Here is a 16,371-nt window from a genome sequence, read left to right on the forward strand (position 1 = left end):
CGTCGAATCTAGAAGGACAGGAACGCCAGCAACCCGAGGCAACCCATGCACACGGACAGCACCATGATCACCGTGTCGGGTCCGAAACGCGTCGAGAACACGCCTACCGCGATGCCCGCGAGCGGCTGTGTCATGTTGTTGAGGAGGATGACGACGCCCGTCGTCTTGCCGTAGTCGCGCGCGGGGATGATCTTCTGCCGCGTGCTCCGGATGTATACGTTGAACATCTTGTCGAACCCGACGATCAGCAGGAAGCCGAACACGTACCCCGCAATTCCTGGGCTGGCTGCCGCGATAACGCCGCCGACGCAGATCGAACCGAAGCCGACGAGGCCGAGGATGCGCCGCGGGACATGCAACCTCGCCGTCATCAGCAGAATCGCGATCGTCACGCACGCGCCTGCCGTTTGCAATCCTGCGTAATAGCGTCCGCTTTCGTGATGAAAGCCGGTGACCATCGCGGCGGATGTCGCGAGCGTGACGCCGATCACGAGGTTCTCGGCGGCAGCCAGCATGATGACGGACTTGAGACCCGGGAGATGGACGACGTGAGACAAGGCCGTCTTGATCGGCGTGAACCAGGTGCCGTGCGTACCTTCCGGCATCGTGAATTCGAACGCGCTGGCCTTTTGCCAATAGGCGAGCGCGACGTCGGCCGTGACGAATAGCACGGCCGCGGCCGCCACGACGAATTCCCAGCGCCACCAGGACAGCAGGATCGCCGCGAGCATGGGGCCGAGCACCAGGCCAAGCTGGTCGGCCAATTGCGAATACGACAGCACTTTTTCGAAGCGATGGCTGCTGAATATCTGCGGCAGCATCACCTCGCGCGCAACGATGCCCTGACTCGTCAGCATGCCGCACAACGCGGACAGCGCGATCAGCCATCCGATGCCGCCGACGAGGTCGTAGGCGACGACGCCCGCGACGCATACTGCCGCGCGGAGAACCTGACTGACGCGCATCAGTTTCGTGGGCGAATACCGGTCGCAAAGCGCGCCGAGAAACGGGAAGCTCAGGTATCTCGGCAGTGTTTCGAGCGAAAACGCGATGCCCGACCAGGACACGCGCCCTGTCATCTGAAAAATGACCAGCGGCACGAGGAACAACAGAATCTGGTCGGCGAGGCGAGCGAGGAAAAGCGAATGAAAAAAGGCTTGATGCTGGGCACGCACGAACAGTCGCCTTTCTTTTGCGCGGAGCACGCGATGCATGCGCGCTCCGGCCGACGTTGCCGGGAGGGCTGGTACCGCGGGGCCTCCCTGAATGAGCGTATCGAGCCTCAGTAAGCGGACGCTTCCGCAGACTCGAGGTTATGCCGTTCGTGTCCCTTGAGCGGAGGATTGAAGACGCTGACAAGCACCAGATCCCCGTCTTTGCCGCCGCGCAGGTAATGCTGGTCGTGTCGATCGAGCACGTAGATGGTGCCCGGGCGGATCGGAAAGACGTTACCGTTCATGTCCTCGACCTCGCCTTCGCCTGCAATGCAATAACAGGCTTCGAGATGGTTGCGGTATTGCAGGAGCGATTCCGTACCCGCGCGCACCACCGTATGGCACACGCCGTAGCCCATGCCGTCCTTTTCCGTCAACAAGCGATGGCTGGTGCCGGAGCCCCATTCGACAAGCAGTCCATCTTTTTCGACATTTCTCAGGTTCCTGACGAACATATTCGCACTCCTTTATTTTTTGTAAGAAATTATTGTCCTGCTCTCGGCGGAAGCGAAGCCACGAAAAAACAAGCCGGTGCCCGTCACAGAATGGCCGGCTAAATCATGTAGTTTTTCAACATTAACCGTTGATGGCGTGGCTGGTCAAGGGGCGAGATACGGGAGAATTTCGGGTGACTATGTAATTCTGCCCGGTAGGTATTGAAGGCGAGCTGGATAGACGCAATGTAGTTTATCTACATATTTTTGTGGATTGCCTGGCTGCGCGCACGATTTTGCTATCAAGTTGTAAAGGATGATGCCCTGACGTATTCGATATTGAGGTTAATCTAAAGCCATCTTGGCGAGGAGCGTTTTAATAATTTGGGAAGGGTTGGGTGTTCTATCTTCGATGGATGTATTAAACCTGCCACTTCTGCCAGGTTTGTGATCTTTAATCATCGAATTGACGCTGATTGGTAATTGTAAAAAACGTGAGGGCATCGTTCCGCTGTTTACATGGCCGCCGACGGATTCCCTCGCTACCGTGGTCGTAAGCGACGCCATGCTGTACCACAGTGCCAATGCCGTTCAGCAAGCCAACCCGGACGAACTCGCGTTCCGGTACCTGGCCTACAAGCGCGTATTCCTGATCGATTCGATCACGTTTGCGGTTTCCGCCATTGCATTCCTGATGCTGGTGGGCAGCATGCCGCGCCGACATCGACCGGCCGAGGCGGCACACGTTGCCGCCGAGGCCGGCGCACTGCCAGGCGCGGCGCCTTATCTGTCGGCCATCGTGATGCTGGTGATCGGCGCGCGCTTCGTCGAGGCGTTCGGCTCCGGTACGCACAATGTCGGCTTCCCGATCAAGTCGCAGCTGTTCGACGCGAATCAGCCCGCGTTTCTGTACGGCTGGCTGATGGCGGTGTGGGGCGTCGGACGGCTCGCTTCCGCGGCTGTGACGCCGCGCTTGCTGGAGCGTCTCGAATCGCGTCACCGGCCGCTCGAGCCGTATTTCATCGTGTTGCTGATCCTGACCTTCGCGTGCTTCCTCGGCGTGTTCGAGGTGCGCGGCATGCCGGGCATGTTGGGCTTCGTCTTGCTGGCAGGCGTTTTCGACGCCGCCACGGAGACAATCTACTATTCGCTCCTGCAATCGACACCGGCCGCTTCACGCGATCGCGTGATCGGTATCTCGTACGTCGCGGAGCGCGCTGGCCTTGGATTGGGCATGCTGGCGGTCGGGTCCGTGTTCTCCCGGCTGGGAACGGATGTGACGGCGCTGCTGTTCTATGGTGGATCCATCGCGCTGGCCGGCCTGGCGTTCGTGGGCGTCAAAAGACGGCGGGCGCGGGGGGTAGCGGTCCGGCAGATCGGCTGATTCCGGGTGTTTTCCCTGATCCGTCCAGGCGGGCAAGGACATCTTCTCCGAGAGCCCGCAACGGGCCGATGAGCGTTGAATGATGAAAGAGGCTTCCGATCACCGGCGGACGGTAGATCGCTAATCTTCCGGCGATTCGTTGGGCGCTGACGTCACGGCTGGCGGCAACGGGCGATTCGCAATCTCTATCGCTTCACTCCGCGGCAAACCCAGCGTCTGCAAAAGGGATGACGCTGCACGCTCGGCAAAGCCGCTCCGACTGTACCCGATCATGTTCAACATGTCGGTAACCGGCTTCTCGTCCGCATCGAATCGTAGTTCGATTGCAATGGCGGTCAGTACCGCGCCCCCGACCGTGATGACGCTCATCAGCGGGTCACCTGCCGAGAATCTCCCGGCGAGGATGCCTTTCTGAATATCCCTCAACAACCGCGGTCCCAGGCCGCGGCTGAGTGCTCGCATGGACAGCCCTTCGCGGAGGAGAAATTGCCCCCAAACCGGCTCACTTCTGGCTCGCAGCAACGTATGGCGCAGCGACACGGAAATGATCTCGGCGGGGTCGGTGAGGTTGCCTGCGATGCGGTCCAGGGTATCCGCGAACTCCTCGAACACGATTTCCAGAACCGCGGCATGAATCGCTTCTTTCGATTCGAAGTGGTTATAGAACGATCCGAACCCCACGTCCGCGGCTTCCGTAATTTCATTGATCGCGACGCCTTCCATCCCCTTTTGCGCCATGAGTACAAAGGCGGCATCCAGCAAGCGTGCCCGCGTCTCGCGCTTTCGGCGCGCGCCTCGCGGCTCGCGAACCTCGGGGCTCGACGGCGCTTGCCCGTTCGAGGCGGCCGGCGACGGTGTTCTGGTGCGGCGGGAGGAAGTGTTGGGCATCGGCGTGCACATGGGTTGGATGTTTGAGTATACGTTCGAACATCAAAATTGACAAAATCATCAGCTATGATTTTAATGTCATCAAGGCGGCCCGCAGCGGCCAGTCTGAAGAATTGGAGGCAGAACGGTGGTGGAGACAAACCTGACGCGCGAATCTGGCGTCCGTGAAGGCAACGACGACGCGAGCTCTTCCGGCGGCCGCGACTTGCCATCGGATGTAGACGTGCTTGTTGTGGGTTGCGGTCCCGTCGGCGCGGCGATCGGCGCGCTTCTTGGCCGGGACGGCGTGCGTGTGCTTGTCGTCGACCGGGCGGCGGAGATATTCATGGCGCCGCGTGCGATCGCGCTCGACAACGACGCGCTTCGCATCCTGCAGTACATCGGGGTGAACGAAGCCGACCTCGATACGGTGGCGATCCCGTACGTCCGGATGCGCTCTCCCTGGTTCGGCGAGTTCGGGCGCATCAACACGCTCGGGAGCATCGATGGCCATCCGAAGCTCGTGACGTTCTATCAACCGGACCTGGAGCGATGCTTGCGTGCCCGACTGACCGCGCATCGCACCGCCCGAATGGCGCTCGGTGTGACGCTCGTCTCGCTCGACGAGCACGCCGATCACGTCGCCGCCACGCTCGACGGCGGCCAGGGCGCGCGGCACGTCGTGCGCGCTCGCTACGTCGTCGGTGCCGACGGTGCCAGTTCGATTGTGCGCCAGTTGACCGGACAGGATTTCAAGGGCAAGACGTTCGCGGAAGACTGGTTGATCGTCGACGCGCGAAACGTGCGCCGGCCTATCGACCATGTCGAGTTCATCTGTGACCACCGGCGGCCGACACCTCATATGACCGCGCCCGGTGGCCGCGAGCGTTGGGAATTCATGCTCCATCCCGGCGAGACGCGAGAGGAGATGGAATCCGACGAACGCATCCGCGAGCTGCTCGCGCCGTGGGGCGACATCGAGGACATGGTGATCGAACGCAAGGCCGTATACCGTTTTCACGCCCGAACCGTCACGACATTCAGCAAAGGACGCGTTTTTCTTGTAGGTGACGCCGCCCATATCACTCCGCCCTTCGTCGGCCAGGGGCTCGTCGCCGGCCTGCGTGATGCCGCGAATCTCGGCTGGAAACTCACGTGGGTCGTCAAAGGCCATGCAACCCCGCAAATTCTCGACTCCTACGATCAGGAACGCCGACCTCACGCCAAGGCGATGATCGGCGTCGCGAAATTCATGGGGAAGCTCGTGATGCCGCGAAATGCCGGGGTCGCGTTGTTTACGCACGGTCTGATGCGATTGACGCGGCTCGTTCCAGTGCTGCGGAATCACTTCGACGAGCTCGGGATCAAGCCGAAGAATGCGTTCCGGAGAGGCCTGTTCGTCCCCGGCTATTCGTCCACGCGGCTCGTGCGCGGAGCCGTCCTTCCGCAGGGATGGCTGCGCAAGCACGATGGGGCGATCCGCCTGAGCGACGACGTGTTCGGCAGCGGTCTCGCGTTGATCGGATTCGGACGGGATCCGGGCGTCGAACTCGACGCTGGCGCGCGAGCCGCATTGATTGCGGCGGGTGGTGTCGTGGTGCAGGTCGTGCACCGCGGACAGCGCCTTCATCGCATCGACAGCGACGGATGGGAGGACCTGGACGGCACGTTCATGCCGGGTGTCGTGCGGTTTGGCTGGGCGGCCGTGATTCGGCCGGACAAAACCGTCCTGCACGAAGGCCCGGTGGCCGAGTCGACCCGCCTCGTCCTCGAATCCCTGCAATTGCTTGGCGCGCGTACCTCCTTGCCGTCGCTATCCGGCCACATTGTTCAGCCGACTTCCTGAGGCCCCCATGAAGCTCACTACTGCACAACCCGCGCGGAATTCCCGGCCGACGACGAAGGCTCGGGCGCTTTCCTATTTGATGTTCGAGCGTCCCGATCTCGAACGGGCCGAACGATTTCTCAACGATTTCGGCCTGCGGACGGTATCCCGTGACGGCGAACATCTGTTCCTCCGAGGCACGGCCGCCACACCGTTCTGCTACGTCGTCCGGCGGGCGGAAAAAAGCCGCTTCGTCGGCTTCGGGCTCGAAGTTGACGATATCGACGCACTGCGCAAGCTTGCCGACGTGCCGGGCGCGTCGAACGTGGAGCCGTCGCCGTGGCCCGGCGGCGGGCATCGCGTCACGCTCGTCGATCCGTCGGGTTTTCGTGTCGACGCAGTCGCGGGACAAGCGCGGGCCGGCGCCCTGCCGCACCGGACGGCGTTACCGTTCAACTCGCCCGATTCCGTCGTTCGCGTGAACGATACCCAGCGTCCGCCGCTGGAGGCGCCGGAAGTGATTCGCCTTGGTCATGTCGTGCTCGAACTCGCCGATTTCCAGGCGACCTGCGCGTGGTACACGTCTCACTTCGGCTTCATCCCGAGCGACGTTCAGGTGCTGCCGGATGGATCGCCCGCCGTCGCGTTCCTGCGACTCGATCGCGGAGCGACGCCCACGGATCACCATACCCTGGCGTTGGCGCAGGGGTTCGCAGCGCTCTACAGCCACTCGGCATTCGAGCTGGTCGACGCGGACGCGGTAGGCGTCGGGCAGCGTGTGCTGAGCGAAAAAGGATGGACGCACGCGTGGGGGATGGGGCGGCACATTCTCGGCAGCCAGGTCTTCGACTATTGGCAGGACCCTTGGGGCGACAAGCACGAACACTATTGCGATGGGGACATGTTTACCGCGGACGTGGCGACGGGCATCCACGAAGTCAGCCGTGAAGCGATGTCGCAGTGGGGCCCGCGGATGCCGCGCAGCTTCACCAAACCGAAGATCACCGCCGCGAGCATCGCATCGCTGATCCGAAACCTCCGGAGCAGTCCGGACGTCACGTTCGCGAAGCTGCGCACGCTCGCGAAACTGTTTGCGTGACCTTCATCTTCACTCAGACCTGTTCGAGGCATCTTCATGGCATTGCACGTCTTGCACTATCGGCATCAGGGGCGCGCCCAATGGGGCGTGGTGAGCAATCACCGGATCACACCGATACCGGGCGACTACCCGACGACCGGCGAATTCGTGCGAGCACATCGGATCGATGAACTCGCCTCGCTCGGCGGAGAAACGATTCCCGAGTCGGACGTCGAGTGGCTGTCGCCGGTCACGCGCAATCAACGGTTCGTTTGCCAGGGCGCCAACTATCGCCAGCACATGATCGAGTCCGGCATGAATCCGGACGCGAAGTCGTTCAACATGATCTTCACGAAGGCGACCAGCTGCATCGTCGCCGCCGATTCCGACGTCATCCGGCCGCAACATGTGCGGTTCCTGGACTACGAGATCGAACTGGGGCTCGTGCTTCGCCGCGATATCACGTCCCGGCAAGCCATCACGGACAAGAACCTGCACGAGTACGTGGCCGGCCTCGTGATCGTCAACGACTATTCCGCACGCGATATCCAGATCCCCCAGATGCAGTTTTACAAGGGGAAAAGCTATCGAACGTTCGGACCGGTGGGGCCGTATCTGTGCCTGCTGGAGACAAGCGATATCGCGCGGCTGCGCGCGCTGACCCTGACACTGACCGTGAACGGGGAAGTGCGGCAGAGCGATTCGACCGGGAACCTCGTGTACGGTCCGGCCGAAACGCTCACGGAGCTTTCGGGCGTTCAGGACCTGAACGCCGGCGACTTGCTGGCAACGGGCACGCCGTCCGGATGTGCGCTCAGCATTCCGTCGCCGGCGAAGCAACGGATTGCCGCGTTACTGCCCGAGCACATGAAGTGGCGGATGTTCACGAAGGTTCAGGCCGCGCGCCCGCAGTACCTGAAGGCCGGGGATCTGGTCGAGTCGCGCATCCGGAGCAGGGACGGGGCGATCGACCTCGGTGTGCAGCGCAACCGAATCGTGGACGAGCTCGCATGAACGCCATCGCAACCGAAGAGGACGTGCTTCGGATCGAAAATCAGGGGCCGCCCGCCGACCTCCCGGCCAGCACCTACGAAATGATCGGCCGTGGTGCGGCGATCGACCCGACCGCGCCAGCCTTGTCATTTTTCCTGCGTACCGACGATCATCGCAAGCCATTGCGCTGGACGTATGCGGAGCTTCTGCGGGATATCACCCGGACCGCGAACATGTTTTCGCGCCTCGGCATCGATCGCCGCTCGGTGGTCGCCTACGTGCTGCCGAACTTGCCGCAGACGCATTTCGTCATCTGGGGAGGCGAAGCGGCCGGGATCGTATGCGCGATCAATCCGTTGCTGGAGGGGCCGGCAATCGCGTCGCTGCTCAAGGCCGCGAACGCAAAAGTGCTGGTGACGCTGGCGCCCTTTCCGGGAACGGATATCTGGTCGAAGATCCAACCGATCCTGAGCCAGGTGCCGTCGCTGCAAAGCCTCGTCCTGATCGACCTGGCCGAGCGCGTGCAGGGGTGGCGCCGAATCGCGGCACGCATGATGCAGCGTCGCGAATGCAAACGGCTGCACGGGCGCGCGGGCGTGCGCGGCGCCGTTCCGCGCCACGTCGCGATCCACGATTTCGACTGTGCGATGTCGCGTGAATCCGGTGATTCGCTGCTGATCCGCCGGCGTATCGAAGCCGACGACATATCGTCCTACTTCTGCACGGGTGGCACGACGGGATTGCCGAAAATCGCGATTCGCCGGCACGGCAACGAGGTAGCCAATGCCTGGAGCGTCGGGCAGGTCGTCGGTGCCGGGATGGGCCCGGGGAAGACCGTTTTCTGCGGACTGCCGCTGTTCCATGTCAATGCCGTGCTGGCAACGGGCCTGGTGCCGTTCTCGCGCGGCGCACATGTGGTGCTGGGTACGCCACAGGGCTATCGGGGCGACGGAGTCGTCAAACGATTCTGGGAAATCGTCGAAGAGCACAGGATCAATTTTTTCAGCGCGGTGCCGACCTTGTATTCGGCGTTGCTCGACGTGCCCGTCGACGGCCGGAATATCGACTCGCTCGAGTACGGGCTTTGCGGTGCCGCGCCGATGCCCGTGGAAGTATTCCGCACGTTCCAGGATCGCACCGGGGTGCGGATCCTCGAAGGTTACGGGCTCACCGAGGGTGCATGCGTAAGCAGCGTCAATCCCCCGGGCGGCGAACGGCGTCTCGGTTCGATCGGTTTGCGCATCCCCGGCCAAATGATGAAGGCGGTGATACTCGACGACGCCGGCCGCTACGTGCGCGATTGCGTCGAGGACGAAGTCGGTGTGCTGACGATTTCGGGGCCGAACGTTTTCGCGGGTTATCTTCAGGAAGACCAGAACAAGAGCCTGTGGCTCGATCTCGGCGACGGCCGGCAGTGGCTCAACACAGGGGACCTCGCGCGACGCGATGCGCAGGGCTACTTCTGGCTCACGGGCCGCCGCAAGGAACTCATCATCCGGGGCGGTCACAACATCGACCCGGCGACGATCGAAGAACCGCTGCACCGCCACCCGGCAGTGCAAATTGCGGCGGCAATCGGACGTCCCGACGTGCATGCAGGCGAGCTGCCAGTTGCCTACGTGCAGTTGAAAGCCGGCGCGACAGCAACCGAGGCGGAACTCGACACATTCATACGCGGCTCGATCGGCGAGCGTGCCGCTATACCGAAGCGGATTCATATCGTCGATGCGATGCCGCTCACGGCGGTCGGCAAGATCTTCAAGCCCGAACTCAAACGACGGGAGACGCTCGACGCGCTGATCTCCGCGCTCGAGGATGCCGGCGTCGAGGGCGCTCGAGTCAGCATGGTGGACGACCCGTCGCGCGGACTCGCCTTGCACGTGGCGCTGAGCGACCGTGCGCAGCTGGCAAACACCAATACGGTGATGGGCCGCTTCCCGTTTGCCTTTTCAACTTCGGTCGAACCCGAACATCACTGATCGTCGATTATCGGAACGTTTGACGTTGAAGCAAGTAAATAACTTCGGAATGCGAAGTTGTGGAGAGGGGGCTTGGATTAACGGCGAAGCATCCGATGCCTTTGGCGTCGCGCTTCATCAGCGCAGGAACAGCCCGCGAGTCACGTCTGGTGCTCGGGGATGAAGGCAGGTTTCACGATTCTTGAACACCAACACCAAAATAGGGAGACATTCATGAAACGAGTCAGCGCAGGAACCGTCGTACTGCTCGCGGCCATCTCCGGCGCGCATGCGCAATCAGCCGGCCAGTGGGTAGTCAATGCCGGCTGGTCCCACTTTGCCCCGCAAGGGTCGGCGGATCCGCTGACCGTCAATGCGCTCGGTCGGTCTCAAGTGATGACCGGCAGCGGTGGCGAGATCGCAAGCGGCGATACGTTCGGACTGACCGCAACGTACTTCGTGACCGACCATATCGCGGCGACGACGGTCATGGGTTTTCCGCCGACATGGCACTTGAACGGCGCAGGTACGCTCAGCGGCTTCGGCGAGCTGGGGACCGCGCGGGCCTGGAGTCCGGCGATCATCTTCAACTACTACTTCGGCCAACCGAATGCGCGGTTCAGGCCGTATCTGGGCGCCGGCGTCACCTACACGTGGTTCAGCAACGTCAAGCTCAGCAACCCCGTTTCCACTGGCCAGATCTATTTCTCGCCGACCGTCGGAACAGCGCTCGAGGGGCCGACATCCGTGTCACTCAGCAAATCCTTCGCGCCAGTCGTCAACGGCGGCCTGACCTACAACATCGATTCTCGCTGGTCGATCAACGCGTCGGTGGCGTATTCGTGGGTATCGACGCGCGCCACGCTGACTACGCGGTCCTCCGTCGGCACGGTCACGAGCACCAGCAAATTCCGGGTCAATCCGATCGTGACGTTCCTTTCGGTCGGATACCGCTTCTGAGCCGCATTGACGTGGATATGGCACTTGCGTGTTTCAATCCGCGCCCGTGTGCGGTCGTACGGACGACGAATGTGACATCGACGTTAAGAAATATTCGAGAACACGCTCGATCAATATAAGTGACGAAAATATCAGTATTGAGTTTAATGTCACACGATGCCGCGGCCGGCCTTCGTGAGGGCTCGTGATAACCGGTCTCGGCGTCGAGGGTTGCTTGATTCCAATGGAGCCCACTTGCAGCAGAGGCGTCTCGAACCTCTTGCACTGGTGTTACCCCCGGGAGGGAAATGTGAAGTCGATTAGCTGTGCTTACGCCATTGCACTCATCGCGGGATTGGCGATGCCATGTGCGCATGCCGAATTGGGTGGCGCACCGATGTCGTTGTCCGCCGCCGATCATGCCGCGAAAGTGCGCGTGATACGGCCTGCGAATCGAGCGGCCGATGGCCTGACGGCGAACCCGGCCGCTTACATCATCCGTGAATCTACGCTCGCATCGGGAACCGTGATTCGCGAATACACAACGGGCGACGGAATCGTCTTCGGCATAGCGTGGCAAGGGCCGACGGTTCCCGATCTCGCGTCGGTGTTCGGCGGTTATCTTCGCGATTACAGCGCAGGCGTGGAAGCCGCGCATGCGCTTCGTGGCTGGCGTACGCCGGTATCTGTATCGACGAGCAATGTCGTGATTAAAACAGGAGGGCACATGGGGGCATTTTCCGGGCAAGCCTGGTTGCCGCCTGCGCTTCCATCCGGCCTGACCGGCAACGATATCCTGTAACCCCGATGAGAATGATCATGAGCATTTTTCGTACTGTCGTGCGGTGGTCGAGCCTATTCAGCTTGATGACCGTCTCGACAGCCTTCCTCGTTGCGTGCGGCGGCGGCGATTCAGGTTCCGGCGAAACGGGCGTCAGTAGTTCGGGTGCGTCGGACGGCAACACCGGAAATACCGCAATCGTTACGGTCGCGCGAGGCGTTGCACGCATCGTCAACATTCCGACCGTCAACATCAAGATTTGTGCGCCTGGAACGTCACGCTGCCAGGTGGTGTCCAATGTGCTCGTCGACACGGCATCGTATGGCTTGCGGATCGTACGCGATGCAATTCCAGGCGTCATCGACAGCCTGCCTAAAACGATCACAAGCGACGGATCGACGCTTTCCGAATGCGGCATGTTCGTGTCGAGTTATACGTGGGGCACGGTTCGGACGATTGACCTGTCGATTGGCGATGAACGTGCGAGTTCCTTGCCGGTGCAGATCATCGGCGATCTCGGAACGGACAACGTGCCAAGTTCCTGTACGAACGGGAACAAGGCTGTGAACTCGGCCACCGACCTTGGTGCGAACGGCATTCTTGGAATTGGTCCGGCGCCCTATGATTGCGGCGCAACCTGTGTGAAGGTCGCGTCGTTGAGCAACTACTACGCGTGCATGGACGGAAACGCGAGTTGCGCACAAGTCACCGTGCCGCTATCGCAACAGGTCAGCAACCCCGTCAGTCAGTTTGCCGCAGACAACAATGGCGTGATCGTACAAATGCCGCAGATTTCGGCAGACGGTCAGGAAAGCGCGACGGGCTCGTTGATTTTTGGCATCGGCACTCGAAGCAACAATGCATTTCGTGCCACCACGAAGCTGATGTCGACGACGACGGGTGATGTGCCGGGAGCGTTTCTTTCCAGAAAGGTCACCGCGTTCTTTGATACGGGATCCAATGCGAATTTCTTCGATGACTCGTCGCAGATCACGTGTACCAGGAACACGCAATTCTATTGCCCGTCGACGACGACCACTTATGCCGCGACTCTGGTTGGTCTCGATGGCACGGCGAGCATGGTTTCCATCTCCGTCGCAAATGCAGATACGTTGTTCTTAAGTTCGACATATGCATTCAATGACGTCGCTGGTCACTTCGGATCGTCCTCCTGGCTCGATCTCGGCTTGCCCTACTTTTACGGTCGGACAATCTATTTTGGCCTGGATCGTTCGGCGGAAGGCGGGTCTGCGCCTTACGTCGCATACTGATGCGTTGAGAGGGGCCGCCACTGATCACGAACAAAAATACGACCACTCGCCCCTTCGCCACCTCAATCCTTGCACTTATGCTGCGGCAGCACCCAAAGCATCCGTCCGACCGCCTCGGCCTGATTCCGCGAATGGGTCTTTTCATAGATCGCCCGCAATTGAGTACGCACCGTCGCCAGCGACACACCCGCGCCGGCCGCACATTCATCAGGCGTCTTGCCGTTGATCAGCGCCTCGGCCACCGCGGCTTCGGCGCTCGACAAACCGAACGACTGCCGCAACTGTTGCGCGACGACGAGCGGGGCCGCGCCGCGTCGCCTGACCGTGACCAGCATCGTCGCATCGCCGAACGTCGCATGGAGCGCCTGTCCGGACAGCGCCGCGATGCTGAGAAAGACTTCATGCGCGGCCACCAGCGTGCCCGAAAGTGCAAGGCTCTCGCTCTTGCGGGTCTTCGCGACACGCGCCAACGCCGCCTTGAGTGCATCGTTCTGCGGCGCGCTCGTCGCGCTCAGGTATCCGTTCTCGAGCTTGAGACAGGTGGTGGCGCGCAGCATCGACTCTGCCGCCCGGTTGACGAAGACGACATGCGCGTGCCTGTCCAGCGCAAAGACGGAGAGGCCCAGCTCCTCCATCAGTTCGGCGCCGAGCGTGGCGTCGCGATGCAGCACGCGCGCGTCTCGCCACAGGTTGATCGAGCGTTGCAGATGCCTGGCCATACCGGTCAGCGTCGCGCGTTCCTCCGGCGAATACGGCGTGCGGCCGTGCGCTCGCAGTAGCCCGAGCAGAATGTTGTCGCTGCCGGGGCGCGCGAAGCGAATCCCCATCAGGTAGCGAAATCCGGACGGAATCTGAAAGTCCTGGAAGAACTCGCTGCGTTCGACGTCGCGGTCGGTGAGGTGATCCTGACAGCAAACGAATTCGCCGAGCGGCGCATTCTCGACGAAGCCGCGGCGTGGATCGAGCGCGCCGTAATACTGGTCGTAGAGGGCGATGATCTCGTCGAATTCCGCGCGCGGCGAATAGATCGAGAATTGCGGGGCATTGCGCGCGGCGTCCCAACTGAACATGTGAAAAACGTTTGCGCCGAGCGATTCGGATACCCGATGAAAAACTTCGAGAAAACCGTCCGGCTGCAGCGCGGCCTCATAGAGGTCCCCGATGAGTTGGTCCCGTTGCATGCTTCCCCCGTCGCTTCGCGATCTTCGTATGCGGTTTTTGTCTGACGATATTGCTTCGAATACCGAATTTTCAGGATTTGTTTTCAGGCTAACACAGGTTGTTTGTGTTTCATGCGATGTTATTTCCCGATTTTCATCCACGTGAATGATGATCGTCAAAATCGGCTTTGCGAGAATCCTCGCCATCCAGCGTGCATGAGCGGTGCATATGACACGCATCAACCAGAAGGATGTCGGGGGAAATGCAATGAAACTCACGCCTGTCGTATCCGGTATTGCAGCGCTCGTCCTGTCGGCTTGCGGTGGTAGCGACAGTTCTTCGCCACCGCCCGCGCAGCCGGCGGCTCAGACAGTCAGCGGCGTCGCCGCGGCCGGCGCGGCGATGCAGGCCGCCACCGTGAAGCTGGTCGATGCGACCGGCAAGACGGTCGACTGCCCGGCCGATGCGTCAACCGGCGCGTTTCATTGCGCGGTGACCGGCTTGACCGCGCCTTTTGCGTTGTCCGCATACGGCAACGTCGCCGATTCGCAGGCCACGCTGATCGCGCTCAGCGCCACGGCGGGCACGCAGACGATCAACATCACGCCGATCACGAACGCGATCGCCGCCACGATCGTCGGCGGCGACCCGACGAAGCTGCTGGCCGACACCGGTTTGCTGCAAAGCAAGGTCACGGCCCAGGCCGTTGCCGGCACGGTGCAGGCTTATTCGACGGCGTTGGCCGACCTGCTGACCGCCACCGGCAATACGGGCGTCGACCTGATTTCCGGCCCGTTGACCGCGGGTGCGCCGGGGCTCGACCGGTTGCTCGACCAGCTGAAGATCAACGTGCTGCCGGATGGCGGTGTCCAGATCAGCTCGGTGGCGGGCGCGTCCAGCGATACGCCGGTGCAGCTTCAGCTCGCGCCCGGCGTCGCGCCGCAGGCGAGTGACAAGGCCAGCCTGCCGGCTGCCGCGACGATCAATGGCGCGGTGGTGTCGAACCTGCCGAGCGCCAGCGATCTGGCGGCATTGCAGCGCGCGCTCAACCAGTGTTTCGCCGGGTCGACCGGCGCTGCGCGCACGGGCGGCAGCGTATCGGCGTGCGGCCAGATCTTCGTCGACGATGTCGCGTCCGGCGCGCTCAATGCTGGCGTGCCCGCCGCGTATCTGAACAACGGGATGTCGGTCGACCAGGAGTTCGGTGCGCCGGCCGGCGGCGCGCCGGGCATCGTGGCCGACGATGCGATGAACAACGCCAGCTTCAGCCTGCCGGAAGTCATCCGCGTCGTCGCCGGCGACACGATGTGGATCAAGCTCGCGTGGACACGCAGCGACGGCATTCGCGACGGCATGCAGCAACATGTGCAGCTCGCGGTGAGGCCGGGCAGTCTCGCGAATGGCGATACCGGCTGGCGCGTGATCGGCAACCAGCGCGCGGTATTGAGCAAGGTCAACGCGAACGCGCAGAAGTGGGACTGGTTGAACCCGGCCAATCCGTCGACGGGGACCAACGCGTTCGTCGATTCGCTCAACCTGCAGGTGGGCGCCGTCGACGCGGCCGGCACGGCGGTGGACTTCGCGATCGTCAACGGCCCCGGCTTGCGCAACGGCGTGTTTCTCCAGCCGTCGAGCGGCACCTGCGACACGCTGAACATCCGTGCGCAGATCGCCAGCGGGCAGACGCCGGCGCAGCTGGCCGTACTGACGAAGACTGCGCAGTGCCGCAACAACTTCCGCCTGGCCGGCGTCGCGCAGGATCCGGCGAACCAGGGCCTGTTCACGTGGCCCGGCGACGCGCCGCGCAACAATACCGCGTGGGCGAAGCCGCAACTGAGCGCCGCCGAGCTGGCCGACATCAAGCCGTTCAGCGCCTATACGATCGATGTCTACCAGAACGGCAACACGTCGACGCCGGCCAGGCACTACACGGTGCGCTTGCGTACGCCGTCGCCGTCGCCCGACGCGCTGCGTCAGTACGCGTGGCACGACCTCGCACAGTCCACGCGCGACAAGCTGACGCCGGGCTCCGCCGCCACGTTCGCGGGCGGCGCGACTTTCCCGCTGGGCTGGACGTCGAAAGCGGGGCTGCCGTTCGTCAAGCGCGGCAACGTGCAGATCCGCGCAACCGCGACCGGGCAGACAGTGGCGACGTTCGTCAACGGGATTGCATCGGCGCCGGCGGTTCAGCCGGGTGCTGCGGTGACGCTCAACGTGCCGGGCGATCAGGGCGTCGCGTTCCCGTCGGTGGCCGGCTGGGGCGGCAGCACGGACTTCTCGTTCGTGAGCCTGAACTGGTCCGATTCGATCGACACGGTCTTCACCGAGTCCTTCGAGTACGACCGGTAACGGTCGGTCGGACCGAGGCGTGCGGCGAACACGTGGCCGGCGGGACGATGCGCGACCCGTCGGCGCGTTCCCGCTCGCCGGCCTGGCGCGACCGCGGGGCCCGTTCGTGCTCATGCA

At 62.3% G+C, this 16,371-nt stretch carries 13 protein-coding genes; 9 read left to right on the forward strand and 4 right to left on the reverse strand.

The window, feature by feature from the left end:
• Positions 1 to 8: 8 nt before the first annotated feature.
• Both A9Z05_RS07290 and A9Z05_RS07295 read right to left on the reverse strand, forming a co-directional pair.
• On the reverse strand, positions 9 to 1,175 hold the full coding sequence (locus A9Z05_RS07290; RefSeq protein ID WP_069617601.1) for an MFS transporter: 1,167 nt from the start codon (positions 1,173 to 1,175) through the stop codon (positions 9 to 11).
• 107 nt (positions 1,176 to 1,282) lie between these two features.
• Positions 1,283 to 1,669 carry an ectoine synthase gene (locus A9Z05_RS07295; RefSeq protein ID WP_069617508.1) on the reverse strand — a complete coding sequence of 129 codons (387 nt, stop codon included), beginning with the start codon at positions 1,667 to 1,669 and terminating at the stop codon, positions 1,283 to 1,285.
• A gap of 544 nt (positions 1,670 to 2,213) precedes the next feature.
• Between A9Z05_RS07295 and A9Z05_RS07300 the strand changes: the two genes are divergently transcribed.
• Positions 2,214 to 3,032 carry a hypothetical protein gene (locus tag A9Z05_RS07300; protein ID WP_256121883.1) on the forward strand — a complete coding sequence of 273 codons (819 nt, stop codon included), beginning with the start codon at positions 2,214 to 2,216 and terminating at the stop codon, positions 3,030 to 3,032.
• A gap of 120 nt (positions 3,033 to 3,152) precedes the next feature.
• Here A9Z05_RS07300 and A9Z05_RS07305 read toward each other — a convergent pair whose 3' ends face one another.
• Positions 3,153 to 3,932, reverse strand: coding sequence for a TetR/AcrR family transcriptional regulator (locus A9Z05_RS07305; protein ID WP_069617509.1), 780 nt, complete (start codon positions 3,930 to 3,932; stop codon positions 3,153 to 3,155).
• Positions 3,933 to 4,050: 118 nt separating this feature from the next.
• Between A9Z05_RS07305 and A9Z05_RS07310 the strand changes: the two genes are divergently transcribed.
• The 7 genes from A9Z05_RS07310 (at position 4,051) to A9Z05_RS07335 (ending at position 12,744) form a co-directional block, all read left to right on the forward strand.
• Complete coding sequence (locus A9Z05_RS07310) at positions 4,051 to 5,745, forward strand: bifunctional 3-(3-hydroxy-phenyl)propionate/3-hydroxycinnamic acid hydroxylase (RefSeq protein ID WP_256121909.1); 1,695 nt, start codon at positions 4,051 to 4,053, stop codon at positions 5,743 to 5,745.
• 7 nt (positions 5,746 to 5,752) lie between these two features.
• Positions 5,753 to 6,823, forward strand: coding sequence for a VOC family protein (locus tag A9Z05_RS07315; protein ID WP_069617511.1), 1,071 nt, complete (start codon positions 5,753 to 5,755; stop codon positions 6,821 to 6,823).
• A gap of 36 nt (positions 6,824 to 6,859) precedes the next feature.
• A complete protein-coding gene (locus tag A9Z05_RS07320; protein ID WP_069617512.1) occupies positions 6,860 to 7,816 on the forward strand; it encodes a fumarylacetoacetate hydrolase family protein in 957 nt (318 codons plus the stop codon).
• Positions 7,813 to 9,774: an acyl-CoA synthetase gene (locus tag A9Z05_RS07325; RefSeq protein ID WP_069617513.1), complete on the forward strand. Its 1,962-nt coding sequence runs from the start codon at positions 7,813 to 7,815 to the stop codon at positions 9,772 to 9,774. Before A9Z05_RS07320 ends, A9Z05_RS07325 begins: the two co-directional genes overlap by 4 nt.
• A gap of 213 nt (positions 9,775 to 9,987) precedes the next feature.
• Positions 9,988 to 10,713: an OmpW family protein gene (locus tag A9Z05_RS07330; RefSeq protein ID WP_069617514.1), complete on the forward strand. Its 726-nt coding sequence runs from the start codon at positions 9,988 to 9,990 to the stop codon at positions 10,711 to 10,713.
• A gap of 340 nt (positions 10,714 to 11,053) precedes the next feature.
• Positions 11,054 to 11,494, forward strand: a complete 441-nt coding sequence (locus A9Z05_RS34275; RefSeq protein ID WP_176730175.1) for a DUF2844 domain-containing protein — start codon at positions 11,054 to 11,056, stop codon at positions 11,492 to 11,494.
• A gap of 17 nt (positions 11,495 to 11,511) precedes the next feature.
• Positions 11,512 to 12,744: a DUF3443 domain-containing protein gene (locus tag A9Z05_RS07335; RefSeq protein WP_069617602.1), complete on the forward strand. Its 1,233-nt coding sequence runs from the start codon at positions 11,512 to 11,514 to the stop codon at positions 12,742 to 12,744.
• A 62-nt stretch (positions 12,745 to 12,806) separates the two neighbouring features.
• Here A9Z05_RS07335 and A9Z05_RS07340 read toward each other — a convergent pair whose 3' ends face one another.
• Positions 12,807 to 13,925 (reverse strand): helix-turn-helix transcriptional regulator, encoded by a 1,119-nt coding sequence (locus A9Z05_RS07340; protein ID WP_069617515.1) that lies wholly within the window; start codon positions 13,923 to 13,925, stop codon positions 12,807 to 12,809.
• Between the two features lie 247 nt (positions 13,926 to 14,172).
• On the opposite strand from A9Z05_RS07340, the gene A9Z05_RS07345 reads away from it, so the two are divergent.
• Entirely contained in the window at positions 14,173 to 16,254 is a 2,082-nt protein-coding gene (locus A9Z05_RS07345; RefSeq protein WP_069617516.1) for a hypothetical protein, read from the forward strand.
• The last annotated feature ends 117 nt before the right edge of the window (positions 16,255 to 16,371 follow it).

It is taken from the genome of Burkholderia sp. A2 (assembly GCF_001729305.1).
GTDB lineage: Bacteria > Pseudomonadota > Gammaproteobacteria > Burkholderiales > Burkholderiaceae > Burkholderia > Burkholderia sola.

Bases quoted from the DNA above. Each gene is read 5' to 3' on its own strand.
- A9Z05_RS07295 (WP_069617508.1), bottom strand. From the start codon at position 1,669: ATGTTCGTCAGGAACCTGAGAAATGTCGAAAAAGATGGACTGCTTGTC.
- A9Z05_RS07300 (WP_256121883.1), top strand. From the start codon at position 2,214: ATGCTGTACCACAGTGCCAATGCCGTTCAGCAAGCCAACCCGGACGAA.
- A9Z05_RS07305 (WP_069617509.1), bottom strand. From the start codon at position 3,932: ATGTGCACGCCGATGCCCAACACTTCCTCCCGCCGCACCAGAACACCG.
- A9Z05_RS07315 (WP_069617511.1), top strand. From the start codon at position 5,753: ATGAAGCTCACTACTGCACAACCCGCGCGGAATTCCCGGCCGACGACG.
- A9Z05_RS07320 (WP_069617512.1), top strand. From the start codon at position 6,860: ATGGCATTGCACGTCTTGCACTATCGGCATCAGGGGCGCGCCCAATGG.
- A9Z05_RS07325 (WP_069617513.1), top strand. From the start codon at position 7,813: ATGAACGCCATCGCAACCGAAGAGGACGTGCTTCGGATCGAAAATCAG.
- A9Z05_RS07330 (WP_069617514.1), top strand. From the start codon at position 9,988: ATGAAACGAGTCAGCGCAGGAACCGTCGTACTGCTCGCGGCCATCTCC.
- A9Z05_RS34275 (WP_176730175.1), top strand. From the start codon at position 11,054: ATGCCATGTGCGCATGCCGAATTGGGTGGCGCACCGATGTCGTTGTCC.
- A9Z05_RS07335 (WP_069617602.1), top strand. From the start codon at position 11,512: ATGAGCATTTTTCGTACTGTCGTGCGGTGGTCGAGCCTATTCAGCTTG.
- A9Z05_RS07340 (WP_069617515.1), bottom strand. From the start codon at position 13,925: ATGCAACGGGACCAACTCATCGGGGACCTCTATGAGGCCGCGCTGCAG.
- A9Z05_RS07345 (WP_069617516.1), top strand. From the start codon at position 14,173: ATGAAACTCACGCCTGTCGTATCCGGTATTGCAGCGCTCGTCCTGTCG.